The organism is Janthinobacterium sp. JC611, assembly GCF_018682595.1.
In the GTDB taxonomy this organism is placed as follows: domain Bacteria; phylum Pseudomonadota; class Gammaproteobacteria; order Burkholderiales; family Burkholderiaceae_D; genus Janthinobacterium.
The window spans coordinates 283,328-309,064 of the sequence record NZ_JAFLJN010000034.1; the positions used below are offsets into that span (position 1 = coordinate 283,328).

The 25,737-nt window shown below is 65.2% G+C and carries 21 protein-coding genes; 16 read left to right on the forward strand and 5 right to left on the reverse strand.

The genetic code is table 11. The annotated features are described in order from the left end of the window. The first annotated feature begins 192 nt into the window (after nt 1–192). The 5 genes from J0O65_RS21770 (at nt 193) to J0O65_RS21790 (ending at nt 6,807) form a co-directional block, all read left to right on the forward strand. Nucleotides 193–1,581: a TIGR03013 family XrtA/PEP-CTERM system glycosyltransferase gene (locus J0O65_RS21770; RefSeq protein WP_215409275.1), complete on the forward strand. Its 1,389-nt coding sequence runs from the start codon at nt 193–195 to the stop codon at nt 1,579–1,581. After that, nucleotides 1,578–3,629, forward strand: coding sequence for an XrtA/PEP-CTERM system histidine kinase PrsK (gene prsK, locus J0O65_RS21775; protein WP_215409276.1), 2,052 nt, complete (start codon nt 1,578–1,580; stop codon nt 3,627–3,629). Before J0O65_RS21770 ends, prsK begins: the two co-directional genes overlap by 4 nt. A 17-nt stretch (nt 3,630–3,646) precedes the next feature. Further along, nucleotides 3,647–5,002, forward strand: a complete 1,356-nt coding sequence (prsR, locus tag J0O65_RS21780; RefSeq protein WP_215409277.1) for a PEP-CTERM-box response regulator transcription factor — start codon at nt 3,647–3,649, stop codon at nt 5,000–5,002. A 104-nt stretch (nt 5,003–5,106) separates the two neighbouring features. Continuing rightward, entirely contained in the window at nt 5,107–6,027 is a 921-nt protein-coding gene (locus J0O65_RS21785; RefSeq protein ID WP_215409278.1) for a hypothetical protein, read from the forward strand. 210 nt (nt 6,028–6,237) lie between these two features. Continuing rightward, a complete protein-coding gene (locus J0O65_RS21790) occupies nt 6,238–6,807 on the forward strand; it encodes a DUF1439 domain-containing protein (protein WP_215409279.1) in 570 nt (189 codons plus the stop codon). 21 nt (nt 6,808–6,828) lie between these two features. Here J0O65_RS21790 and J0O65_RS21795 read toward each other — a convergent pair whose 3' ends face one another. Next, nucleotides 6,829–7,065 (reverse strand): DUF7661 family protein, encoded by a 237-nt coding sequence (locus tag J0O65_RS21795; RefSeq protein WP_215409280.1) that lies wholly within the window; start codon nt 7,063–7,065, stop codon nt 6,829–6,831. Between the two features lie 242 nt (nt 7,066–7,307). Here J0O65_RS21795 and J0O65_RS21800 point away from each other — a divergent pair, with 242 nt between their 5' ends. Beyond that, a complete protein-coding gene (locus tag J0O65_RS21800; protein WP_215409281.1) occupies nt 7,308–9,353 on the forward strand; it encodes a M13 family metallopeptidase in 2,046 nt (681 codons plus the stop codon). 33 nt (nt 9,354–9,386) lie between these two features. Here the strand turns inward: J0O65_RS21800 and fdx are convergent, their stop codons facing one another. The 4 genes from fdx to lpxO form a co-directional block, all read right to left on the reverse strand. Next, nucleotides 9,387–9,719, reverse strand: a complete 333-nt coding sequence (fdx, locus tag J0O65_RS21805; RefSeq protein ID WP_215409282.1) for an ISC system 2Fe-2S type ferredoxin — start codon at nt 9,717–9,719, stop codon at nt 9,387–9,389. Between the two features lie 89 nt (nt 9,720–9,808). After that, nucleotides 9,809–10,441 (reverse strand): carbonic anhydrase, encoded by a 633-nt coding sequence (locus J0O65_RS21810; protein WP_152253890.1) that lies wholly within the window; start codon nt 10,439–10,441, stop codon nt 9,809–9,811. A gap of 64 nt (nt 10,442–10,505) precedes the next feature. Next, a complete protein-coding gene (locus tag J0O65_RS21815) occupies nt 10,506–10,898 on the reverse strand; it encodes a DUF6331 family protein (RefSeq protein WP_215409283.1) in 393 nt (130 codons plus the stop codon). 94 nt (nt 10,899–10,992) lie between these two features. Next, nucleotides 10,993–11,892: a lipid A hydroxylase LpxO gene (gene lpxO, locus J0O65_RS21820; protein ID WP_215409284.1), complete on the reverse strand. Its 900-nt coding sequence runs from the start codon at nt 11,890–11,892 to the stop codon at nt 10,993–10,995. Nucleotides 11,893–12,036: 144 nt separating this feature from the next. Between lpxO and J0O65_RS21825 the strand changes: the two genes are divergently transcribed. The 10 genes from J0O65_RS21825 to J0O65_RS21870 all read left to right on the forward strand — a co-directional run bounded on the left by J0O65_RS21825 (nt 12,037) and on the right by J0O65_RS21870 (nt 25,727). Beyond that, the gene (locus J0O65_RS21825; RefSeq protein ID WP_215409285.1) at nt 12,037–12,471 is read left to right on the forward strand and encodes a hotdog fold thioesterase; all 435 of its coding nucleotides are present in this window, start codon (nt 12,037–12,039) and stop codon (nt 12,469–12,471) included. A gap of 268 nt (nt 12,472–12,739) precedes the next feature. After that, a complete protein-coding gene (locus tag J0O65_RS21830) occupies nt 12,740–14,320 on the forward strand; it encodes a methyl-accepting chemotaxis protein (protein WP_215409286.1) in 1,581 nt (526 codons plus the stop codon). A 99-nt stretch (nt 14,321–14,419) separates the two neighbouring features. Next, entirely contained in the window at nt 14,420–14,956 is a 537-nt protein-coding gene (locus J0O65_RS21835; RefSeq protein ID WP_215409287.1) for a CPBP family glutamic-type intramembrane protease, read from the forward strand. Nucleotides 14,957–15,342: 386 nt separating this feature from the next. Continuing rightward, complete coding sequence (locus J0O65_RS28175; protein ID WP_215409288.1) at nt 15,343–18,384, forward strand: calcium-binding protein; 3,042 nt, start codon at nt 15,343–15,345, stop codon at nt 18,382–18,384. A gap of 90 nt (nt 18,385–18,474) precedes the next feature. After that, nucleotides 18,475–20,676 (forward strand): type I secretion system permease/ATPase, encoded by a 2,202-nt coding sequence (locus J0O65_RS21845; protein ID WP_215409289.1) that lies wholly within the window; start codon nt 18,475–18,477, stop codon nt 20,674–20,676. After that, the gene (locus tag J0O65_RS21850; protein ID WP_215409290.1) at nt 20,673–22,016 is read left to right on the forward strand and encodes an HlyD family type I secretion periplasmic adaptor subunit; all 1,344 of its coding nucleotides are present in this window, start codon (nt 20,673–20,675) and stop codon (nt 22,014–22,016) included. Before J0O65_RS21845 ends, J0O65_RS21850 begins: the two co-directional genes overlap by 4 nt. Then, nucleotides 22,006–23,382, forward strand: coding sequence for a TolC family protein (locus J0O65_RS21855; RefSeq protein ID WP_215409291.1), 1,377 nt, complete (start codon nt 22,006–22,008; stop codon nt 23,380–23,382). The genes J0O65_RS21850 and J0O65_RS21855 overlap by 11 nt, the downstream gene beginning before the upstream one ends. 81 nt (nt 23,383–23,463) lie before the next feature. Further along, complete coding sequence (locus J0O65_RS21860; protein WP_251373891.1) at nt 23,464–23,961, forward strand: VOC family protein; 498 nt, start codon at nt 23,464–23,466, stop codon at nt 23,959–23,961. Nucleotides 23,962–24,051: 90 nt separating this feature from the next. Beyond that, nucleotides 24,052–25,290 carry a formate-dependent phosphoribosylglycinamide formyltransferase gene (purT, locus tag J0O65_RS21865; RefSeq protein WP_215409292.1) on the forward strand — a complete coding sequence of 413 codons (1,239 nt, stop codon included), beginning with the start codon at nt 24,052–24,054 and terminating at the stop codon, nt 25,288–25,290. Beyond that, nucleotides 25,290–25,727, forward strand: a complete 438-nt coding sequence (locus tag J0O65_RS21870; RefSeq protein WP_251373892.1) for a DUF6678 family protein — start codon at nt 25,290–25,292, stop codon at nt 25,725–25,727. The genes purT and J0O65_RS21870 overlap by 1 nt, the downstream gene beginning before the upstream one ends. The last annotated feature ends 10 nt before the right edge of the window (nt 25,728–25,737 follow it).

Sequence of the window (25,737 nt, forward strand, 5' to 3'; positions counted from 1 at the left end):
TTTTTCAGGGGAAGCATACTATAGTCCATTTCACATCAATCGGTAATGTGTTGAGATAAATTCTGCAAGCGAAAGATAGCTGGGGCCGTAGCTTGTGGCGCATCAATGTCTTCGCGGAACAGTTCGCCATCATGGCAGGACAGCAGCAGGCCGCCCAGTGTGCGGCGTGGTGCCTTTGCCGCAGGAGGAACCATGATCCGCATCTTCAGCCATTATGTGTCGAAAACAGCGTTTATCCTGCTGTTGCTGGAAATCATGATCCTGCTGCTGTCGGCCACCTTGACCTCCCTGCTGTGGCTGGCCGATGGCAGCCGCCTCGTGCGAGCGAGCGAGGTGTATTTGTCGTCCTCGATCTTTGCCCTGGTCATCGTTTTCAGCATGAGCGCGCTGGGCATGTATCAGCACCGCTCGCGCGAAGACATTCGCAACACCCTGTTGCGCATCCTGCCGTCGTTCGCGCTGGGTTTTGCCGTGCTCAGCGTCTTGATCCGCTTTATTCCTTCCTTGCATTTCGGGCGTGGCGGCGTGCTGATCTTCGGCCTGGGCGCCATCGGCGTGTTGCTGGCGCGCCTGGTGGTGTTCAAGTCCTCGCAATCGGCGCTGATGGAAGGCCGGCTGATCCTCGTGGGCGGCGGGGCGCTGGCGCGCGAGTGCATGGACTTGGCGGCCAGCAAGATCGGATTCCACCAGTTTACGGTGGTCGGCTGCATCGCGGTGGCTGGCGAGCAATGCTGTGTGCCGGCCTCGGCCTTGCTACCGGCCGAACCTTCGCTGCTGGCCATGGCCCAGCGCCATGCGGCGCATGAGATCGTCGTGTCCATCAGCGACCGCCGCAATGGCGCGTTTCCCGTCAAGCAACTGCTGGAATGCGCGCTGGGCGGCGTCAAGGTGATCGATGCGGCCACCTTCTTCGAGCGCGAAGCGTGCCAGATTCGCATCGATTCCTTGCAGCCGAGCTACCTGATCTATGGCGGCGGCTTCGACCAGAGTTTTTTCCGCGCCGCCTCGAAGCGGCTGTTCGACCTGGCCGCCAGCAGCGTCATCTGTCTGGCCGCGCTGCCCGTGATGCTGGTGACGGCCGTGTGCATCCGCCTGGAAGACGGCGGCCCCGTGTTTTACCAGCAAGAGCGGGTGGGGCGCGACGGCTTGCCCTTCAATGTGCTGAAATTTCGCAGCATGCGCTGCGACGCCGAGCGCGATGGCAAGCCCATCTGGGCGCTGGACAACGATGCGCGCATCACGCGCGTGGGCAAGCTGATCCGCAAGCTGCGCATCGACGAACTGCCGCAGATGCTCAATGTGTTTCGCGGCGAGATGAGTTTCGTGGGGCCGCGCCCCGAACGCGCGTATTTTGTCGAGCAATTGAAGCAGCAGGTGCCGTACTACAACATTCGTCACAGCATCAAGCCGGGCATCACGGGCCTGGCGCAGGTGCGCTATCAATATGGCGCCTCCGTCGACGACGCCGTGAAAAAACTGCAGTACGATTTGTATTATGTGAAAAACAACAGCCTGTTCCTCGACTTGCTGATCCTGCTCGACACGGTGCAGGTGGTGCTGTTTGGCAAGGGCAGCCGATGATACGGGCGCAGTCGGACTGGCTGGCGGCGGCCGATGCGGCGGCCCTCAGCCACGGCCTGGCGTCGCTGGCCTTCTTCTCGCTGGCGCTGCTGCTCATCAGCAACTGGCGCGCGCGGCAGAACGTGCGCGCCTTGCTGGTCGCTTGCCTGGCGACGGGCGGCTGGGCCACGGGCACGGTGGTGCTGGTGCTGCTGGGGCAGCGCATCGCGCTGGCAGGCGACGCGCTCGAGTTGCTGCGCACCCTGGCCTGGCTGGTATTCCTGTTGCTGTTGATCGAACCGTCGCGGCCCCGCTTGCGCCTGGTGCTGGCCGGCATCGCCCTCACGGCGCTGGCGCCCTGGCTGCTCTCCATGGCCTCGTCCTGGCTGGCGCTGCCCTTGCCGGCCCGTTTCATCGCCAGCGTCTGCCGCTTGCTGCTGGCCGTGCTGGGTATGTTGCTGGTGGAACAGTGGTACCGCAACACGCCGCCGTTAAAACGCTGGGGCATCAAGTTTGCTTGCCTGGGCGTGGGCGGCCTGTTCGCCTATGATTTTTACCTGTACAGCGACGCCTTGCTGTTTCGCACGGTCAACGATGACATCTGGGCCGCGCGCGGCATCGTCGACGCGCTGTGCGCGCCGCTGCTGGCCGTGTCGGCCGCGCGCAATCCGGGCTGGGCGCTGGGGCTGTCCGTCTCGCGCCAGATGCTGTACCGTTCGGCCGCCTTGCTCGGTTCGGCCATCTACCTGCTGGCCATGGCGGCCAGCGCCTATTATTTGCGCTATTTCGGCGGCACCTGGGGTTCCTTGATGCAGATGGCTTACCTGGGCGGCGCGGCGCTGCTGCTGGCGGGCGTGCTGTTTTCGGGCAGCCTGCGCGCCAAGCTGAAGGTGACGATCAACAAGCATTTTTACAATGCCATCTTTGATTACCGCGAGGAATGGCTGCGATTTACGCGCGCCTTGTCGGAAGATGGCCCGGCGCTGGGCGAGCGCACGATACAGGCCATGGCGCAACTGGTGGAAAGCCGCGCGGGCGCCTTGTGGATCTTGCGCGAACAGGGACAGTTCGCCCCGGCCGCCAGCTGGAACTGGCCGCCGTGCACGTGGAGCGAGCCGGCGTCCGGCTCCCTGTGCCAGTTCCTGGAAGCGCGGCACTGGGTGATCGACGTACCTGATTGCCAGCACAATCCGCGCCAGTATGGCGGCTTGCTGTTGCCGCCCGCGCTGCTGGCGCTGCCCGACGTGTGGCTGCTGGTGCCCCTGATGCTGCATGGCCAGCTGTTCGCCTTCGTCGCGCTGGCGCGGCCCCGCACGCGTATCGGCCTGAACTGGGAAATCCGCGACGTGCTGAAAATTGCCGGCAGCCAGGCCGCCAGCTACCTGGCGCACCGCGAATCGCTCGACACCCTGACGGTGGCGCGCCAGTTCGACTCGTTCAACCGCATGTCCACGTTCATCGTGCACGACTTGAAAAACCTCGTGTTCCAGCTGTCCCTGCTATTGAGCAATGCGGAAAAGCACCGCGCCAATCCCGCTTTCCAGGAAGACATGCTGGGCACCCTGGAGCATTCCGTGCAGAAGATGAAAACCTTGTTGCAGAAACTGGCGCGCGGCGAGGCGCCGGAAGCGCCCGCGCCGCTGCTGCTGGACGGCTTGCTGCGCCAGGCCGTGGCGGCCAAGGCCAGCCTGGCGCCGGCGCCGCGCCTGGAAATCGTCGACGGCGAGCTGATGGTGCTGGCCAACCGCGCGCGCCTGGAAAGGGTGCTGGGGCACTTGATCCAGAACGCCATCGAGGCGACGGCCAGCGATGGCAAGGTGGACGTGCGGCTGCGGCGCGAGCAGCATACGGCCGTCGTCGAGCTCGACGACACGGGGCAGGGCATGAGCGAACAATTCATCCGCGAACGGTTGTTCACACCGTTCGACACCACCAAGACGGCGGGCATGGGCATCGGCGTGTTCGAGAGCCGCGAATACCTGCGCGAAGTGGGCGGCAGCCTGGAAGTGCGCAGCGCGCCGCAGGTGGGCACGACGTTTCGCGTGATCCTGCCGCTGCATGCGGCATAGCAAAGGAGTGGGGGGACATGGGCAAGCAAAAACTGCTGGTCATCGAAGACGATCCCGGCCTGCAAAAGCAGTTGCACTGGAGTTTCGATGGCTACGAGGTCTTGCTGGCGGGCGAGCGCGAGGCGGCGCTGGCGCTGGTGCGGCGCCACCAGCCGGCCGTCGTGACGATGGACCTGGGCTTGCCGCCCGACCCCGACGGGGCCACGGAAGGCCTGGCCACCCTGCAGCAAATCCTCGCGCTGGCGCCGGACACGAAAGTCATCATTCTTTCGGGCAACCAGGAGCGCGCGCATGCCTTGAAAGCCATCGCGCTGGGCGCCTACGATTTTCACCAGAAGCCGTTCGAGGCCGACATGCTGGGCCTGGTCATCGCCCGCGCGTTTTACTTGCACGCGATGCAGCAGGAAAACCGCCGCATGCTGCAGACGCAGGCGGACTCGCCCTTGGCGGGCATCATCAGCCGCGATCCGGGCATGCTCAAGCTGTGCCGCAGCGTGGAAAAAGTGGCGCCCTCGTCGGCCAGCGTGATGCTGCTGGGCGACTCGGGCAGCGGCAAGGAACTGATCGCGCGGGGCTTGCATGCGCTGTCGAGCCGCCATGCGCAGCGTTTCGTTGCCATCAATTGCGCGGCCATCCCCGACAACCTGCTGGAAAGCGAGCTGTTCGGCTATGAGCGGGGCGCGTTTACGGGCGCCGCACGGCAAACCCTGGGCAAGATCGAGCTGGCCCACGGCGGCACCTTCTTTCTCGATGAGATTGGCGACATGCCGATGGCGCTGCAGGCGAAATTGCTGCGCTTCCTGCAGGAAAGAGTCATCGAAAGGGTCGGTGGACGCGCCGAGATCGCCGTCGACGTGCGCATCGTGTGCGCCACGCATCAGGATCTGAAGGTGCTGGCGGAGCAGGGGCGTTTCCGCGAAGACCTGTTTTACCGACTCAGCGAAATTGTCTTGCGCATTCCGCCCTTGCGCGAGCGGGCCGGCGATTGCACCTTGCTGGCGCAACATTTCAAGAACAAGTTCTGCGCCAGCGAAGGCCGCAGCAATCTGCATTTCAGCACCGGCGCGCTGCAGCTGATCGAAAGCTATGGCTGGCCCGGCAATGTGCGCGAAGTGGAAAACTGCATCAAGCGCGCCGTCATCATGTGCGACGGGCCGCAGATCGCCGCCGACGACCTGGGCTTGCCCGCCAGCGCCCAGGCGGCAGTCCAGGATGAGCCGCTGAACCTGCGCCAGGCCCGCGAAGGCGCCGAATACAGGGTGATGGTGCGCGCGCTGGCGCGCGCCGACGGCAATATCGCCCGCGCGGCCGAGCTGCTGGGCGTGAGCCGGCCCACCCTGTACGACCTGATGAGCCATCACGGCATCAAATAGACAGTAACTAAATATCAAGATTGTGTATGGCGTCGCACATACGGGGCGGCGCCCGCACGGCATGCTTCTCCCAGCAACTCAATCAAGTCAACAGGGAGAATTCCATGCAAGCTACACAACTGTCCGTCTCGGACTTGAACAACCCGGGCGTCTCCTGGGGCGCCGTGCTGGCGGGCGCGGCCGCCGCAGCCTCCTTGTCCTTCATCCTGTTGATACTCGGCGTGGGCCTGGGCCTGTCGTCCGTGTCGCCGTGGTCGTTCAACGCCACGGCCATCGGCGTGTCGACCATCGCCTGGCTGGCCTTCATGCAACTGGCCGCGTCCGGCATCGGCGGCTACATGGCGGGCCGGCTGCGCGTGAAATGGAGTGCCATCCACACGGATGAGGTGCATTTCCGCGATACGGCGCACGGCTTGCTGGCCTGGGCCGTGGCGACCTTGCTCACCGTCGCCCTGCTGGCCGGCGGCACGCGCGCCGTGCTGAGCGGCGCCATCGACGCGGGCAGCGGCGTGGCGGCAGCAGTGGGCCCGGCCGTAGGAGCGGGCGCCGCCGCTGGCGCCAAGGCGGGCGAGGGCGGAGCCAATCCGCTCGACTATTTCTCGGACATGCTGTTGCGCGGCGCGCCTGCCGCCGGCACCGGCACCCTGGCGGCGCCCATGGGCAATGCCAGCACAGCCGACCAGCGCGTGGAAATCGGCAAGATCTTCGCCACTGGCCTGTCCACGGGCAGCCTGGCCGCCGATGACCGCGCCTACCTGGGCCAGGTCGTGGCCAGCCGCACGGGCTTGACGCAGGCCGAAGCGGAAGCGCGCGTCGACGCCGTCTACGCCCGCGTCGCCAAGGCCGCCGCCGATGCCAAGGCGCATGCCCAGCAAGCGGCCGAGACGGCCCGCAAGACCGGCGCCCACACGGCGCTGTGGATGTTCGTCGCCTTGCTGTTGGGCGCTTTCGTGGCCAGCCTGGCGGCTACGTTCGGCGGCCGGCAGCGCGACCATGAGCGCGTGCTGCGCCACGTCACCATCTGAACCCCCACCATCTCACTCCAGGAGTCTGCCATGCGTTCCATCCTCTTGCTGCTGCTGGGCATTCCATTGCCCATCGTCATACTGATCGCCCTGTTTGTGCATTAATAAGACGTTGACGTAAAAAAAACGGCGCCCGCCGCAAGCCGGGCGCCATTTGTGTTGAAGCGGGGCCATGTGTAAGATGGCGCCATCTTTCCACCGAGACTATCCATGACCGTGACCGCTTTCCGTCCCTTGCTGAAAACCGCCGCCATCGCCGCCTTGGCCTGCGGCGTGCTGGCGGCGTGTTCCACCCTGATCGGCCCGCGTGACGTGAATGTGTCGCTGAGCAAGATGCAGCAAGGCCTGGAGCGCCGCTTTCCCATCGACAAGCGCGTGTTGTCCGTGCTGGACGTCAAGCTGACGCATCCGCAACTGTCGCTGCAGCCCGAGCGCGAAAGAGTCGCCCTCAGCGTGGATGCCAGCGTCTTGCCGCCATTCATACGCCAAAGCTGGCGCGGCAGCCTGGCCATGTCGGGCCGCCTCGTGCTCGACCCCCGGCGCAATGCCGTCTACCTGAGCGAAGCGAGCGTGGACAAGGTGGCCATCGACGGCATGGACGAGTCGCAGCAGCGCCAGTTCGCCAAGGTGGCCAGCCTGGTGGCCGACCAGCTCATGCACGAAACGCCGATCTACACCTTCAAGCCTGACGAGCTGCGCTATGCGGGCGTGCAATTCGTGCCCACGCAGATCAGGACCACGGGCAACGGGCTGACGGTGACGTTCGAGCCGGTGAAATAAGAAGCCAGGCCTGGAAAGAAGCTAGGCCCGGAATGGGGGCGTGGTGATTTGCGTGGCCGCGTGGTTGCGCGGCGTCGCCTCTTCATGGAACAGGTCCGCCAGGTATTCGCACAGCGCATCGGCGCCAATATCGTCGGGAATGATGAAATCGGCGGGCCGGCGCTTGCCTTCCGCACCGAGATAGAAGGCGCGCCATGCTCCTTGATGTCCCCGGATGGCAATCAGCGTGCCGAAAATATTGAATCTGCATTCCTGCATCAAACTTCTCCAGTCCAAGAGCCAGGCAAAAAGAGGTGGCGAGCGACAGGTATGGCTATTGCTAGATGGTAACATTGGCCGATCATCGGCGCGGGCTTGAGACGTGCCACAGCGAACATCGGTGCACTGGAGTTGTTCAACCGACATTGTTGCGCGGCAGGCAGGCCGTCTATAATCCGGCCTTTCATGCCTTGACACAGCATGTTCTCCAACATGTTTTTAAAATAATTAAGGGACTCTTCGTGAAACGCTCACTCATCAGCGCCGCCTGCTGCGCCTTGCTCGCCTTATCCTCGCCGTCGCTGTACGCCCAGGCTAGCAATGCGACCGCACCCGTCTCCGGCATCGACCTGAAAACCCTGGACCCGGCCGTCAGCCCCAGGGACGACTTCTATGGCTACGTCAACGGCGTGTGGACCCGCAATACGGACATCCCGGCCGACAAATCCGTCTGGGGCACGTATATCGAATTGCGCGAAATCGCCCAGGGCCAGTTGCGCGGCCTGATCGACGCCACCGTCAAGAACCCTGGCAAGCCCGGCAGCGAAGCGCACAAGATCGCCGACCTGTACACGAGCTTCATGAACGAGAAGGCGCGCAATGCGGCCGGCTTCAAGCCCTTGAAGGCCGAACTGGCCCGCGTGGCTGGCATGAAAGACAAGAAAGACCTGCCGGCGCTGTTCGCCTACCTGCAGGGGAATGGCGTCGCCACGCCGTTTTCCGCCTATGTGGCGCCCGATGCGCAAGACCCCGAACAGTACACGGTCAACATCAGCCAGTCCGGCCTGGGCTTGCCTGACCGCGATTACTACCTGAAGGAGGACGACGCCAAGTTGCAAGCCGTGCGCGCCAAATACCTCAAGCACGTCGAAACCATGCTGGCCATGAGCGGCGACCAGGCCGCCGCCGACCACGCGGCGCAAATTCTCGACCTTGAAACGCGGCTGGCGGCGGTGCAGTGGACGCGCGTGCAGATGCGCGACCCCGTCAAATCGTACAACCGCGTCGATTTCGATAAATTCGCGGCGCTGGCGCCGGCCTTCGACTGGAACGCCTATTTTGCCGCCGCCGGCCTGGCGCCGAAAGCCGCTTCGGCCGTGGTGCGCCAGCCCAGCTTCATGACAGGCTTTGCCGAAAGCGTGGCCGCCGTGCCGCTGCAAGCGTGGAAAAGCTACCTGAACTGGCGCATCATCGAAAGCTATGCCCCCTACCTGGACAGCGCCACGGTCAAGGAGCGTTTCGCCTTTGACGGCACGGTGCTGCGCGGCGTGCCGCAAAGCGAACCGCAGTGGCAACTGGCGCTGCGCTTCACGGATGGCGCCATCAGCGACGCCGTCGGCAAGCGCTACGTGGAAATGTATTTGCCGCCGGAAACCCGGCCCCGCGTGATGGCCATGTTCGACAATTTCGTTGCCTCGTTCAAGGATGGCATCGAGCAGCTCGACTGGATGGGCCCGGAAACCAAGAAGGAAGCCCAGCTCAAGCTGGCCGCCTTGAAGCCGAAGATCGCCTACCCGGATACCTGGCGCGACTACGGCAGCATGCAGACGCGGCCGAACGACCTGATCGCCAACGTGCGCGCCGCGCGCGCGTGGAGCCGCCAGCAGAATCTGGCCAAGCTGGGCAAGCCGGTCGACCGCGACGAATGGTCGATGACGCCGCAAACCGTCAACGCCAGCTACAGCCCGGCCCTCAATGCGATCACGATTCCGGCCGCCATCCTGCAGCCGCCATTCTTCAACGTGAAAGCGGAAGACGCCGTCAATTACGGCTTGCTGGGCATCACCTTCGGCCATGAAATCAGCCATGCCTTCGACGATTCCGGCAGCCAGTACGACGCCAAGGGTCGCTTGCGCAACTGGTGGACGGCGCAAGACCGCGCGGCCTTCAAGGCCCTGGCGGCCGGGCTCGTCAAGCAATACGGCGCCTACAGCCCCGTGCCTGGCTACCATATCAATGGCGAACTGACCCTGGGCGAAAACATTGGCGACAATTCCGGCCTGTCGATCACCTACAAGGCTTACCAGCGTTCGCTGGGCGGCAAGCCGTCGCCCGTGCTCGACGGCTTGACGGGCGAACAGCGCCTGTATATCGGCTTCGCGCAGAAATGGCGCGCGAAATTGCGCCCGGAAGCGGCCATCGCGCAGATCAAGAGCGACCCTCATTCGCCGGGCGAATTCCGCGCCAAGGGCACGGTGAAAAACCAGCCCGGCTTCTACGAGGCCTTCGGCATCAAGCCGGGCGACCCGATGTACCTGCCGCCCGAGCAGCGCGTGATCATGTGGTAAGCAGCTAGGGCAGTAGGGCAAGCGCGCCGGGGACTATTCCTTGGCGTGGTTGAGCGTGTATCTGGGCAGTTCCACCGTCAGATCCGCGCCGCTCACGCGCGCCTGGCACGACAGGCGGGACTGGGGCTGCAAACCCCAGGCCTGGTCCAGCATGTCTTCTTCATTGTCGCCCAGTGCGTTGAGCGAGTCGAAACCCTGTAGCACGACCACGTGGCAGGTGGAACAGGCGCCGACCTGGCCGCATGCGTGTTCCATGTCTATTTTGTTGAGCAGCAAGGCGTCGCAAATGCTCATGTTTTGCGGCGCGTCAAAGACGGCGCCTTCGGGGGCCAGCTCGGGATGGGGTAATACGGTGATGGTTGGCATACGATAATCTCCTTGAGTACCGCTACCTTGCACCTTCCCGCCTGGACAAGGTCAAGCGCCATGTTGCGCCTGACGGGGAGAGCCTGCGCTTACAGCTTCGAGGCCGGATGTTCCGCCAGCGGGACAAATTGGCCGGTGGACTCGTCGAGCGCGTCGAGCGAACCGTTTTCGATGTCATACACCCAGCCATGCAGGGTCAGGCGTTTTTGCGTGATGCCCAAGGCTACCGAGGGGTGCGTGCGGATGTTGTTGAGTTGTGCCACGACGTTGGCGCGTACCATGCCGTCGATGCGGTCCTGTTCCGTGGCATGCTCGACGGATTCATTGATCATGCGCGCCGCATCCGCGTGGCGCAGCCAGTTCTTGACTGCCGGCATGTGATCGAGGCAGGTGCAGGTGGCGATGGCCTTCATCGCGCCGCAATCGGAATGGCCGCAAATGACGATGTCCGTCACCTGCAGGGCCGCCACCGCGAATTCGACGGACGCACTCACGCCGCCCGGTTCCGGGCCGAACGAGGGCACGATGTTGCCCGCGTTGCGGATCACGAACAGTTCGCCAGGTTCGCGCTGCGTCACCAGTTCCGGCACCATCCGGCTGTCGGAGCAGGAAATGAACAAGGCCTTGGGCGTCTGTCCCGTGGCCAATGTCTTGAACAGCTCTCGGCGTTCAGGAAAGACTTCCTTCTGGAAACGTAGAAATCCGGCAATGATGTCGCGCATAAATAAAAGAAAAGAGTGGTGTGAGCCAGTATTATCGCCGATGTTGGCGCGGCTGGCTTGCCGGTCAGGTCCTTTGTGGGCCCGCAAGGCAGCGATCGATATGTTCGAGCAATTGCAGAAACACGCGTTTGTCGGCCACGTGATTCATCGTGTTGCTCGTGAAGACGTCGCTGGCGGCCGCCGCCACGGCACCGCGGGCTTGCGCGCAGGCGGCACGCAGTTGCGCGCGGTCAAGCTCAAGTAGTGCCGCGGCGATGCCTGCACGCGTGAAATCGAAGGCATCCACGCCGCAGCAGCCGGCCGCGCAATGGGTTTCCAGGCGGCAGAGCAGCGGCCACAGGCCGTCCAGCAGGCCATCGATATCGACGGCTTGCTCATAGCGGCCGTCAAGGCTGATGAACTCGATCCAAGCATCGTCGCCGATCTGGATATCGTACTGGCGGTCGCGTTCGGTCATTGTCTGATTCTCCTGGTGAGTGGCATCGCATGATAGAAAAAACCGCCCGAAGGCGGTTTCTGTCAAACTTCTGTCAAACAGGCAAGGCTGCCGCCTAGATAAAGTAGATCAGCGCGACGATGCCGACCACCAGCGCCACGCGGGTGACCTGGTAGGCCGTCTTGTTCCACGCCTTGAAGCGGCGGCGGTACTGGCCCATGGTCCAGGAAATCTGGAACAGCTTGCTCACGCCGCCCACCTGGTCGCCCAGCTCGTTGGGCGAGGCGGCGGCCGTCATCAGGGTGCGGCCCAGCCAGCGGTTCAAGCCTTGCGCCCAGCGGTAGCGCATCGGGCGTTCGATGTCGCAGAACAGGATGATGCGGTCGCTGTCGGCATCGTTGCGCGCCCAGTGGATATACGTTTCATCGAACATCACGGCCTGGCCGTCGCGCCAGCTGTGGCGTTCGCCATCGACGTCGATGAAGCAGCGGTCGTCGTTCGGCGTCTGCAAGCCCAGGTGGTAGCGCAGGGAACCGGCGAACGGGTCGCGGTGCGGGTTGAGCTTGCCGCCTTGCGGCAGTTCCGCGAACATGGCCGCCTTGATCGAGGGAATCGATTGCAGCAGCGCATAGGTTTGCGGGCACATCTGCTGTGCCGACGGGTGGTTCGCGTCATACCATTTCAGGTAGAAACGCTTCCAGCCATACTTGAAGAAGGAATTGAAACCCACGTCATTGTTCTTTTCCGCCGCCTTGATCTTCTTCATTTCCTGCATGCGCAGCGCTTCATCGCGGATGATCTGCCAGTTCTGTTGCAGCGGCGCCAATTCCGGGAATTGCTCGACGGCTAAATAGGGCGTGGCCGGCACCTTGGAAAAGGTGTGCATGAACAGGTTCAGCGGCGCCATGAACGAGGAGTGATCGAAGATCTGGCGGCGAAACGGCAGGCGCACCTTGCCACGAAAATGAATATGTAAAACGGAAAACACAAAAATGCCCAGCAAGGCCCACTTCATACACAACCTCGTTTTTTAAGAATGGGGCAATTATAACCAGTTAATGCCGGCGCCACCCCGTGCCAGGGTGAAGGAAAGATGAAGCGGCACTCGGGCAAGCACTGTCCTACAATGGCCCTTTCTCTACAATAATACGAGGTAACGATGGAAATCTGGCACGCACCGCTCGACCTGGCCACCCTCAACGCCGCCAGTGCAGGCACGGCCATGCGCCACCTGGGCATCGTCTTCACGGCCTTCGGCCCCGACTGGATCGAGGCCACCATGCCCGTCGACCACCGCACCATGCAACCGTTCAAGCTGCTGCATGGCGGCGCCTCCGTGCTGCTGGCCGAAACCCTGGGCAGCATGGCCGCGAATGCCTGTCTCGACTCCCGCCGCCACGTGAGCGTGGGCCAGGAAATCAATGCCAACCACCTGCGCGGCGTGCGCGGCGGCCAGGTGACGGGGCGCGCCACGCCGATCCACCGGGGCCGCACCAGCCAGGTCTGGGAAATCCGCATCGTTGACGACGACCGCAAGCTGTGCTGCATTTCGCGCATCACCATGGCCGTCGTCGACGCCCCGGGCGCGGGCTGATACTCCCGCTGTTGACTTGCATCAAGGCATTAAAAGCGGACGCGTGGAATCATCCATAACGCTGTTCGCTTATAATGCAGTGTGCTGTTGTATGGCGTGAGGGGCTGTCCCGCGCGCCTGCATTGCCCGACATTAGAAGCTGACTGCCCAAAAAACGCCAGTTGGAGACCCATCCCGCGCCATGCGGGAAAGGCAACACGACGGCGAGCAGATCGCTGGTTTTCAGATAACCAGCAACAATCAACTTTATTACAGGGCAATAACAACAATGATGTCATTCAATCGTTTGACGATAGGCGCGCGCCTGAGCGCAGGTTTCGGGCTGCTGGTGCTACTGATGCTGGTGCTGGCGGCATTCGCGCTGCTGCGCATCGGCGCCATCTCCGGCGCCATGGACGCGCAAGAAAAAGTCCAACTGGAAAAACTAGAACCCCTGTACGTGGCGCGCGAAGCGCTCGGCCAGACGGGCCTGGCCGCCCGCAACGCGTATATCTTCCATGAGCAGGCCGCCGCCGAAAAAGAGCTGGCCATCCTCGACAGCCAGAAGGCGCTGTACCTGGAAGCGCTGGCCCGCCTGGCGCCGCAGTTCGCCGGCGATGCGCAATTCGAGAAGGTCAGCACGGGCCTCACAACCATGGCGCGGGAATTGCAGCGGCCGCGCCAGTTCCGCGCCAGCGGGCAGATGGAGCAGTACGGCACCTTCCTCGTCGAGGAATGCAGCCCGCTGCGGCGCCAGATCGTCGCCGATATCGACGCCGTGCTGAAAAACGTGCTGCGCGAATCGGAGCAGGCCAGCGTGGCCGCGCGCGCCATCTACGGCCAGTCGCTGCGCTGGATCGGCGTGCTGGCCGCGCTCAGCGTGCTCATTTGTGTAGCGGTCGCCACCGTCATCACGCGGGGATTGCTGCGCCAGCTGGGCGGCGAACCGGCGTATGCGGCCTCGATCGCCGGGCGCATCGCGCTCGGTGAACTGGCCATCGACGTGCACACGCGCGACGGCGACGACAGCAGCTTGCTGTTTGCCATCAAGACCATGCGCGACAACCTGGCCGCCATCGTCGGCAAGGTGCGCCACGGCACGGAAAGCATCGCCACGGCCTCGACCGAGATCGCTTCCGGCAACCGCGATCTGTCGCAGCGCACGGAGCAGCAGGCCGGGTCGCTGGAAGAGGTGGCCTCATCGATGGAAGAACTGATTTCCACCGTGCGCCAGAATGCGGACAACGCCCAGCAGGCAAACCGCCTGGCGCGCGAAGCGTCGAAGGTGTCCGAGCAGGGCGGCAAGGCGGTGGCCGAAGTGGTGCACACCATGGGCCTCATCAATGCCTCGTCGAACAAGATCGTCGACATCATCGGCGTCATCGACGGCATCGCCTTCCAGACGAATATCCTCGCCTTGAACGCGGCCGTGGAAGCGGCGCGCGCGGGCGAACAGGGGCGCGGCTTCGCCGTCGTCGCCACCGAGGTGCGCAGCCTGGCGCAGAGGTCAAGCGCCGCCGCGCGCGAAATCAAGCTGCTGATCGACGATTCCGTCAGCAAGGTGGGCACGGGCACGGTGCTCGTCGAGCAGGCGGGCGCCACCATGCATGACGTGGTGGCCGGCATCGGCAGGGTGACGGGCATCATGGCCGAGATCAGCCACGCCACGCAGGAGCAGGGCGCCGGCATCGAACAGGTCAACCGCGCCATCGTCGACATGGACAGGGTCACCCAGCAAAACGCGGCCCTGGTCGAGCAGGCGGCCGCCGCCGCGCACGAACTGCAGCAGCAGGCGGCGCAGCTGGAGCAGGAAGTGGGCATCTTCAAGCTGGCCGCGCCGGCCAACGCTCGCCTGCGCCTGGCGGCCTGACGGCGGACGCGCCGCGGCGCGCCGGCAGCCATGCGCCACGCGTTCTATTCCGCGCTACAATGAGAGCTGGATCACCGTCAGGACCAGCCAGGACGCCCCATGCAAGTGCGCAGCAGCCATGATCTATCCAGCCCGGACGACGACGGACCGGCGCCGCCCGTGCCGCAGCTGGCCCTTGCCGGCCTCGGCTGGGGTTTGCTCACCTGCATGCTGTGCTTTGCCATCCTGTTCCTCACCAAATGGCTGTTGCCGCCCGAATACTGGGGCGCGCACACGGGCCTGGCCAAGTTCAAGCGCGAAATGTCGCTGCCCCTGCTGGTGTTCTGGGTCGTCATCTATTCTCCCATCCTGGAAACCTTCCTCGGCCAGCTGCTGCCGCTGGAAATCCTCAAGCGCCTGGGCGCCAGCCGCCAGCTGAGCATTTTTATCGGCGCCATCCTGTGGGCCATCGTGCATTACATCAGCGGCGGCTTGCTGCACGCCATCGTCGCGCTGGGGTCCGGCGCCATGTTCAGCTTTGTCTACCTGCGCTACCGCGGCCCCGGCGTGGCCGTTGCCTACGCGACAACGACCTTTTCCCGCGCCTGCAACAACATCGCCATCCTCGTCGCCGTGTTCTACGGCCTCGACGCGTGAGTCCCATCCTGTCCAGGTAAATACGCCACCAGCGCCGCCAGGTCCAGCCGCGCCTGCGCATGTTCATCGATTTCCTGGTGGCGCAGCCGCAGGGCCAGACGTTTGGCGCCCGGCTTTCAAGCGAGCGCGCTTCCTTCGCCGCCTGCCTGCCGCCCCGCAGTGTGACATTTGCGTGACAAACAACAGTGTTACGCCCGCTGGAACGTCAATACGGCGTGCATGCGAGGCGGCGTTCAACCGCGCGCCGTCCCTGCGCCGAAAGTGCCGGACCGTTGAAGGTGCAGGCTGAACGGCAAGCGAAGGCGGCCGGGACTTTTGCCTTGCATGTCAGCTTGCGCCGACATATTCACTCTTGGTTTTGACGTTTAATGACAGGAAACTGCAACATGACTGAAAAATTTGCATCGCAAACTTCCACCGCCGCCGACGACGGCATGTCCGCCATCGAGGCATACCTGAACGGAGTCGCGGCCGCCCCGCAGCGCTTCACCGGCACGGCGAACGCGGATGTGCTCACCGGCACCACGGGCGCGGACGTGCTCGAAGGCCTGGCCGGCGACGACACGTATTACGTCAACGACAGCGGCGACGTGATCGTCGAACTGGCCAACGGCGGCAGCGATAGCGTGTACACCAGCGTCAATTACACGGTGGCCGAGAACGTGGAGAAAGTGTACCTGACCGCCGCCGGGCTGACCGTCACGGGCAGCGCCAATACCAATAATATCTTCTACGTCGACACGGCAGGCGGCAACAGGATCGATGGCGGCGGCATGGGCAACTCGGTCGTGTATATCGGTTCCCGCACGGGCGTGACGGCGACCCTGTCCGGGCCGAATGGCCCGCTCACGGCCCCGCCAGGCAGCGATGTGCTGCTCAACTTCGCCAACCTCATCGGCAGCAAATTCGATGATGTGCTGATCGGCAATGAACTTAAAAACAGCCTCCTGGGCGGTATTGGTAACGATACCTTGCGCGGTGGCCAGGGCGATGATCAGCTGATTGGCTTGGGCGGCGACGACACCTATATTTTTGCCCGTGGCGACGGTGCCGATTTCATCACCGAAATGGCCGAAGCGGGGGCGCACAATGTCGTTTCCTTCCTGGCCGGCGTCAGCGCCGACCAGCTGTGGTTCCGCAAGGTCGGTTCGAACCTGGAAGTGAGCACCATCGGCACCGGCGACAAGATCACCATCGGCGGCTGGTACAGCGAGGGCATCGCGCCCCGCATCCAGGAATTCCGCACGGCCGACGGCCACGTGCTGCTGGGCAGCGACGTGCAAAACCTGGTGCAGGCGATGGCGGGCCTGACGCCGCCGCCGGCCGGCCAGCTGACGTTGCCTGTCTACGAAGCCACCGTCCTGGCGCCAGTGCTGGCGCAAAACTGGCGCACCGAGGGACCAAACCAGCCCGGCAATGGCGTTTTCACCGGCACGGCAAACCCCGACATCATCAAGGGCACGGCGGGCGCCGACGTGATGGCGGGCCTGGCCGGTGATGACATCTATTACGTCAATCATGGCGCGGATGTGGTCATCGAACAGGCTGGCGGCGGCCGCGACACCGTCTACACGACGGTCGACCACACCCTGGCCGCCAATGTCGAAGAGGTGCATGTCGCGGCCGCCGGCCTGACGGTGACGGGCAATGGCAGCGGCAACGTCTTCCACGTCGACGTGGCTGGCGGCAACGTGTTGTATGGCGTCGGCAGCAATAATTCGGCCACCTATGCCGGTTCCAAGGCGGGCGCCACGGCGACCATCGCTGCCGTCGGCGGCAGTACCGCGTTCTTGCCTGGCAGCGATGTGCTGGTCAATATTTCCAGCGTGACAGGTAGCGCCCATGATGACGTGCTCACTGGCAATGAACTGGCCAACACCCTGTCCGGCGGCTTGGGCAACGATACCTTGCAAGGCGGCAAGGGCGACGATTTCCTCGTCGGCGGCCTGGGCGACGATACCTATGTCTTTGCGCGCGGCGACGGCGCCGACGTCATCGCCGAAGCGTCCGCCGATGCGAATGTCGACACCATCGCCTTCCTGGCCGGCGTCAACATCGACCAGCTGTGGTTTCGCCAGGTGGGCGCGGACCTGGAAGTGAGCACCATCGGCACCACGGACAAGATCACCATCCGCGCCTGGAACGCGGCCGTGCCGAACATCGAGGAATTCCGCACGGCCGCCGGCCACGTCCTGCGCGGCGCCGACGTGCAATTGCTGGTGCAGGCGATGGTGAGCCTGGCGCCGCCGGCGCTGGGCCAGCTGACCTTGCCGGCCGCCACGGCCGCCGCCCTGGCGCCCGTGCTGGCCCAGGCCTGGCACTTCAACGGCCCCACGCAGCCGACGGGGCAAACCTTCACTGGGACGGCGAATGCCGATATTCTTTACGGCAGCGCCGGCGCCGACCTGCTGCAGGGCCTGGGCGGCGACGACACGTATCACGTCAACCACGCCGGCGACTTCATCGACGAACGGGGCAACGGCGGCAACGATACCGTGTACACCAGCATCAACTACACGGTGGCCGACAACGTGGAAAACGTGCGCCTGAACGGCACTGGCCTGACGGTGACGGGCAGCGCCTACACCAGCAATGTGTTTTATGTGGAGACCCCGGGCGGCAACGTGCTCGACGGTGCAGGCGCGGGCAACTCGGTCAATTACGCCAACGCCACGGCCGGCGTGACGGCTGTCTTCGCACCGGTCGGCGGTCCCATGACGGCGCGTCCTGGCGTCGACGTGCTGGCCAATTTCAATATTCTCATCGGCAGCACCTTCGATGACGTGCTGGTTGGCAATGAAATCAAGAACATCCTGTTCGGCGGGGCCGGCAACGATACTTTTCAGGGAGGCAAGGGCGACGACACCCTGGCTGGCGCGTCGGGCAACGACACCTATGTCTTCGCCCGCGGCGACGGCGCCGACATCATCGCGGAGGTGGTGGAGGCGGGCAGCCACGACGTCGTTTCCTTCCTGGCCGGCGTCAATGCCGAACAGCTGTGGTTCCGCCAGGTGGGCGCGCACCTGGAAGTGAGCACCATCGGCACCACGGACAAGATCACAATCAACAATTGGTACTCGGACACGCCGGTGCGCATCGAGGAATTTCGCATGGCCGATGGCCGCGTCTTGCAAGGCAGCAATGTGCAAAACCTCGTGCAGGCGATGGCTGGCCTGACGCCGCCGGCGGCCGGCCAGCTCACCTTGCCTGCCGGCACGGCCGCCATCCTGGCGCCGGCCCTGGCGCAGAACTGGCGCGCCGCGCAACCAACGCAGGCCGCCAGTGCGGCCGGCTTTGGCGGCTGGCAGGCGGATGCGGCGCAACTGGTGCAAGCCATGGCCAGCTTCGCCGTGCCTGCGGCGGCCTCGGCGCCGTGGTCGGCGCAAGGCGGCCCGTCGACGCAGATCCAGCTGGCGGCGGCGCATTGATCGTTTGACAGCCTAGTTTCACCAGCACGCAGCCTGGCCGGGGTGAACAGCCCCAGCCAGGCTGCGCCATTGAATTTCTGACATGATCCAATGACCGCATTTTCATATCGCCACGATACGCCCCCTCTGGAACCTGCTTCACCCGACACGGGCTTGCTGTCGCTGCTGCTGATGGCCAGCCTGCACGGCATCGCCGCCGACGGCGCCCAGCTCAAGCACGCCTTCGGCCAGGCCGTGTTCACGCGCCAAACCATCCTGCTGGCCGCGAAACAGCTGGGCCTGACGGCCAAGCTGCTGCGCCAGGCGCCTGGACGGCTGGCGCAGGCGCCGCTGCCGGCCATCGCCATCGACACCGCTGGCCGTTTCTTTATCCTCGGCAAGGTCGACACGGACGACGGCGGCGTGAGCAAGGTGCTGCTCCAGCAGCCGGGCCAGCCGCCGCACATCCTGGGCCGTGACGCCTTTCTCGCCGCCTGGACGGGCGAATTGATCTTATTTACCAGCAAGGCCAGCTATGCGGGCGAGACGGCCCATTTCGACTTCAGCTGGTTCATCCCCGCCATCGTCAAGTACCGCAGGCTGCTGGGCGAAGTATTGCTGATTTCCTTCGTGCTGCAACTGATCGGCCTGGCCACGCCCCTGTTTTTCCAGGTGGTAATGGACAAGGTGCTGGTCAACCACGCCATGCGGACCCTGAACGTGGTGGCCATCGGCCTCGTCTGCGCCATCGTCTTCGAAGCCGTGCTGGGCCAGATACGCACCTATGTATTCGCGCGCACCAGCAGCAAGATCGACGTGGAACTGGGCGCGCGCCTGTTCCGCCACTTGCTGGCCTTGCCGATCGCGTATTTCCAGGCGCGCCGCGTGGGCGATTCCGTGGCGCGCATCCATGAACTGGAAAACATCCGTTCTTTTCTCACCGGCAACGCGATGACCCTGGTGCTGGACTTGCTGTTTTCCTTCATCTTCATCGCCGCCATGCTGTGGTACAGCGCCGCGCTCAGCGTCGTCGTGCTCGTATCGATTCCCGTCTACGCCGTCCTGTCGATGCTGCTCACGCCCGTGCTGCGGGGCCGCCTGAACGAGAAATTCAACCGCAGCGCGGAAAACCAGTCCTTTCTCGTCGAAACCATCAGCGGCGTCGACACGCTCAAGGCCATGGCCGTCGAGCCGCGCTGGCAGCAGCAGTGGGAAAGGCAGCTGGCCGGCTATGTCGCGGCGGGCTTGTCGGCGAATAACATCGGCATGCTGGCCAGCGGCGGCGTCACGCTGGTGAGCAAGCTGGTGACGGCGGCCATCATGTGGTGGGGCGCCACCCTCGTCATCGACGGCAAGATGACGGTGGGCGAACTGGTCGCCTTCAATATGCTGGCCGGGCAGGTGGCCTCGCCCATTTTGCGCCTGGCGCAGCTGTGGAACGATTTCCAGCAAGTGGGCATCTCGATGAGCCGGCTGGGCGATATCCTCAATGCGCGCACGGAATCAGGCAGTCACGGCGCGGGCGGCCGCAAGGCGCGCCTGCCGCGCATCGCCGGCGCCATCGAGTTCCAGCAAGTGGGTTTCCGCTACCGGCCCGATGCGGCCGAGGTGCTGCGCAACGTCTCGATCAGCATCGCGCCGGGCGAAGTGATCGGCATCGTCGGGCGTTCCGGCTCCGGCAAGAGCACCCTGACGCGGCTGGCGCAGCGCCTCTACCTTCCCGAGCGGGGCAAGGTGCTGATCGACGGCCAGGATATCGCCGTCATCGACACGGCTTCGCTGCGGCGCCAGATCGGCGTGGTGCTGCAAGAAAACATCCTGTTCAACCGCTCCGTGCGCGACAACATCGCCCTGAGCGACCCGGCGCTGCCCATCGAGGCCGTCATCGCCGTGGCGAAACTGGCGGGCGCCCACGATTTCATTTGCGAGTTGCCTGAAGGCTACGAGACCATGGTGGGCGAGCATGGAACGGGCCTGTCGGGCGGCCAGCGCCAGCGCATCGCCATCGCCCGCGCCCTGATCGGCGATCCCCGCATCCTGATCTTCGACGAAGCGACGAGCGCGCTCGACTACGAATCGGAAAAAATCATCCAGGACAATATGCGCGGCATCTGCGCGGGGCGCACCGTGCTGATCATCGCCCACCGCCTGTCGGCCGTGCGCGCGGCGCACCGCATCGTCGTCATGGAGCGGGGGCAGGTGGCCGAACTGGGCACGCACGACGCGCTCGTGGCGCAGCCGGGCGGCATCTACGCCCATCTGTACAGCCTGCAGCAGGGCAGTAGCGGAAATAGCGGCGGGAGCGCCGCATGAGCGCCGGGCACCGTCTGGCCGCGTATGGCGAGCTGCTGCAACGCTACGGCCAGGTGCTGCGGCACAGCTGGCAAAGCCGCGCCGCCCTGGGCGGCCCCGTGCTGAGCGAAGACGAGGCGGCCTTCCTGCCGGCCGCGCTGGCGCTGCAGGAGCGGCCCGTGTCGCCATCGTTGCGCTTCACTGCCAGGGTGCTGATGCTGCTGGTGGGCTGCGTGGTGCTGTGGGCCGTCTTCGGCCAGGTCGACATCATCGTCAACGCGGCCGGCAAGATCATTCCCTCGGGTAACACCAAGACCATCGCCTCCGTCGACGTGGCCGCCGTGCTCGCCCTGCACGTGAAGGAAGGGCAAGCCGTGAAGGCGGGCGAGCTGCTGGTGGAACTCGACAGCCGCGGCCCCGACGCCGAGCGCGACAAGGCGGCCGGCGACGCCGTGGCGGCCGCGCTGCACATGGCCCGTGCGCGCGCGCTGATCGCCGCCGTCGACAGCTTGACGGTGCCGAAGCTGGCGGCGCCGGAGCAAGCGTCGGCAGCCGAGCGGGTGGCCGCGCAAGCGCACGTGGAGGGACAGTACGCGAGTTTTCGCGCCAGGCTGGCGCATCTCGATGGAGAGATTGCCCGCTACGCCCAGGCGCTGCCGCTGGCCGCGCAGCGGGCCGGCGATTACCGGGCGCTGCTGGCCACGCGCGACGTGGCCGAACATGCGTGGCTGGAAAAGGAACAGGCGCGCATCGACCTGGCCGGCCAGCTGGCGTCGGCCCGCAGCGAGCGCGCGGCCCTGGTGGCGCAGACGCGCAAGGATGCCTACGACGCGCTGACGGAAGGGGCCAGGGTGGCGGCGGCCAGCGGCCAGGATGCGCGCCGGGCGGGCGCCCGCGGCAGCCTGCTGCGCCTCGCCGCTCCCGTCGACGGCACGGTGCAGCAGCTGAAACTGCACACGGTGGGCGGCGTGGTGCCGGCCGCGCAGGCGCTGATGCAGATCGTGCCGCGCCAGGGCCGGCTGGAAATCGACGCCATGCTGGAAAACCGCGACGTCGGCTTCGTGCAGGCAGGGCAGGCCGTCGCCATCAAGGTCGACGCCTTCGACTACACCAAGTATGGCACCGTGCCAGCCGTCGTCAGCAGCGTCTCGCGCGACGCCATCGAGGACGAGAAGAAGGGTCTCGTGTATGCCGTCAGGATCACGCTGCGCCAGCCGGCCATCGTCATCGACGGCAGATTGGTGCCGCTGTCGGCCGGCATGGCCGTGCGCGCGGAAATCCGCACGGGGACGAGACGGGTGATCGAATACGTGCTCTCGCCGCTGGCGCAGCACCAGAAGGAGGCGCTGCATGAACGCTAGACGCCGCGCCATGGCCATCGCCGCCGGTTTGCTGCTGGCCAGTGCGGCCGTGCAGGCGCGGGACGAAGGGGACGGCGACGCTCCCCCGTGCCCGTCCACCTACGAAGCGGGCGTGCCATTGACCCTGCCGGCCGCCGTCGACCTGGCCCTGTGCCGCAACGTGCAGGTGCACGGCGCCTGGGCCGGCATCCGGCTGCAGGCGGCCGGGGTGGGCGAAGCCAGGGCCGCCTATCTGCCCACCCTGAATGCGGGAGTGGGGCGGGTGCATGACCGCACGGCCTATCCCGGCGCGCGAACGGCTTCCAGCAACCTGGCCAGCAATACGGGCTCGCTGAACCTGTCCTGGCGTTTGTTCGACTTCGGCGGGCGCGCGGCGGGCCAGCGTGCGGCGCAAGCCATGCTGGACGCGGCCCTGGCCAACCGCGACGCCGTGCTGCAAAGGACGCTGGCGGCGACGGTCGGCGCGTATGTCGAGGCGCAGACGGCGCGGGCGAACGTGCGGATGCGCCAGGAGTACGCGGCGCTGGCGCATGAAACGGTGCTGGCCGCGCAGCGCCGCGCCCTAAGGGGCCTCGGCTCGCACAGCGACACCCTGCAGGCGACGAGCGCCCTGGCCAAGGCGACGCTGGGCGCCAGCCGCGCCGACGGCGAATTCCGGAAGGCCCGCGCCGTGCTGGTATATACCCTGGGCTTGCCGGCCGATGCGGGCCTGACCCTGGACGACGACGCGGATGGCGAGGCGGCGGGCTTGCGCGAGGGTTTGCAAGATGAGTTGCAGTCCTGGCTGGCGCTGGCCCGTGAACGGCACCCGGCCATCGTGGCGGCGCAGGCGCAGCTGGCGGCCGCGCGCGACAGGGTGGACGTGACCCGCTCCGAGGGCCGTCCCAGCATCGACCTGACGGCGAATGTCTACCAGAACGGCCGGCCCAACCAGGGATTGTCGCCTGCCGCCACGCGCGAAACCCTGGTGGGCATCTCCTTGAACATCCCCCTGTTCGACGGTTTTGCGCGCCATTACAAGGTGCGCGGCGCGCTGGCGCAGGCCGGGCAAAGGGAGGCGGAGGCCGAGGAAGTGCAACAGCAGACCCTGATGGACCTCGTGAAGACGCATGCGGAGGCGAGCACGGCGCTGGCGAACCTGGCGGCGTCGCAGGCGTGGCTGGATGCGGCGCGCGATGCCCAGGCCAGCGTGCAGCGCAAGTTCGGCCTGGGCGCGGCGGACATCCTGGAAATGCTGGCCACGCAGTCGGCGCTGCTCGAGGCGCAGCAGGAGCGTATCCGTTGCCAGGCGGAATGGCGCTCGGCCCGGCTGCGGCTGCTGGCCAGCGCCGGCGTGCTGGGGCGGGATGCCATTGCGGGACGGTAACAGGTGCGATCCGCGCGCCATGTCGGCGCCATTGTGACTATATTAGGGCAGCGTATCCACACACCGGACCAGGGAGACATCATGCACAGCGTACAAAAGATCACCCCGTGTTTATGGTTTAACGGCAAGGCCGAGGCGGCGGCCCGGTTTTATACGGCGATTTTCCCCAATTCGAAGATCGGCCAGATCCTGCGCTATGGCGAGGAGGGCAGGGAAATCCACGGCCAGGAGCCGGGCAGCGTGCTGACGGTGGCCTTCGAACTCGATGGCCAGACGTTCACGGGACTGAACGGCGGGCCCCAGTTCCAGTTTTCCGAGGCGATCTCCTTCCAGGTCAACTGCGAAACCCAGGACGAAGTCGACCACTACTGGAACCAGCTGTCCGAAGGGGGGCCGAAGGAATCCCAGCAATGCGGCTGGCTCAAGGACCAGTTCGGGGTGTCGTGGCAGATCGTGCCCACCCTCATGATCAAGCTGCTGACGGACCCCGACTCCGTCAAGGCCGGGCGCGCGATGCAGGCCATGATGGGCATGAAAAAGATCAACATCGACGAGATCAGGCGGGCGCATGCGGGGTAGCGCGGCCGCACGCCAGCGGCGCACCCTGTCCAAGATGGCCGGCATTTGTTATAGTCCCGGCCATCTTTCCATCCGCTTACAGACCCTGCCATGACCACCAGCACCAGCAGCACCAGCAGCACCATCGCGCCCCGCACCTTCGGCACGCCCCTGTCTTCCACCGCCATCAAGGTCATGCTGCTCGGTTCCGGCGAGCTGGGCAAGGAAGTGATCATTTCGCTGCAGCGGCTGGGCGTGGAAGTGATCGCCGTCGACCGCTATCCGAACGCGCCCGGCCACCCGGTGGCGCACCGCTCGCACGTGATCGACATGAGCGACGGCGTGGCCCTGGCCGCCCTGATCGAGCTGGAAAAGCCGGACCTGATCGTGCCGGAAATCGAAGCCATCGCCACCGATACCCTGGCGGCGCTGGAGGCGGCGGGGAAAATCACGTGCATCCCGAACGCGCGCGCGGCCGTGCTGACGATGAACCGCGAAGGCATCCGCACCCTGGCGGCGGAAACCCTGGGCGTGGCGACGTCGCCGTACCGCTTCGCCAGCAGCCTGCAGGAGTTGCAGGCCGCCTGCCAGGAAATCGGCTTCCCCTGCGTGGTCAAACCCGTGATGTCCTCGTCGGGCAAGGGCCAGTCCAAGCTCGATGGCGCGCAAGACGTGGAAACGGCGTGGGCGTATGCGGCCAGCGGCAGCCGGGTCGATACGGGCCGGGTCATCGTCGAGGGTTTCATCGACTTCGATTACGAAATCACCTTGCTGACGGTGCGCGCCGTGGGCGCATCGGGACACATCGAGACGCAGTTCTGCGAGCCGATCGGCCACCTGCAGGTGCATGGCGACTACGTCGAATCGTGGCAACCGGCCCGCATGGCGCCGCTGGCGCTGGAACGGGCGCGCGAGATCGCCCGCAAGGTGACGGACAACCTTGGCGGCCTGGGCCTGTTCGGCGTGGAGCTGTTCGTCAAGGACGATATGGTGTGGTTCTCGGAAGTGAGCCCCCGTCCGCACGACACGGGCATGGTCACCATGGCCAGCCAGGTGCAGAGCGAGTTCGAGCTGCACGCGAAAGCCATCCTCGGCTTGCCCGTCAACGTGGCGCTGCGTTCGCCCGGCGCCTCGGCCGTCATCTACGGCCAGCTGGAAGCGAAAGGCATCGCCTTCGAAGGCGTGGCCGACGCCTTGAGCGTGCCGGGCGCCGACTTGCGCCTGTTCGGCAAGCCGGAATCGTTCGCCCGCCGCCGCATGGGCGTGGCGCTGGCCACGGCCGACGATATCGACACGGCCCGCGCGCGCGCCGTGCTGGCCGCGTCCAAGGTCAAGCCGGTCGCGCGCTGATGGTGGATTCCAGCCTGCCGCTGGCCGACGCCGGCGGCGACGCCATCAAGCGCAAGCTGCGCGGCCACATCGCGCGGCGCAACCTGGCCGGCGCCGCCAGCGACTGCAAGTGGAACGAACTGCTGGCCTTCATGCGCGGGCAGCCCGATTGGGCGCCCTCGTACCGCTACGGCTCCGTCTCCGGCTATGTGTCGGGCTGGGACACGGAGTGGGATTACCACCCGCCGTTCCCGTTCATGGGCGTGGAGTGGTTCGACATCAGCCTGTATTCGGAAGAGCACGTGGGCATGCTGCTGCCGAAGACCATCATCGACCATGGCGTGTGGATCGTGCCCGAGCTGGCGCGCATCGGCTTCGATTTCGAGGTGCGCGGCCGGGTGGCGCGCATCTGGGGCTATCTGCCCCGTAATTATCACGACTTTCCACCCGCCGATTGACACCTGAGAA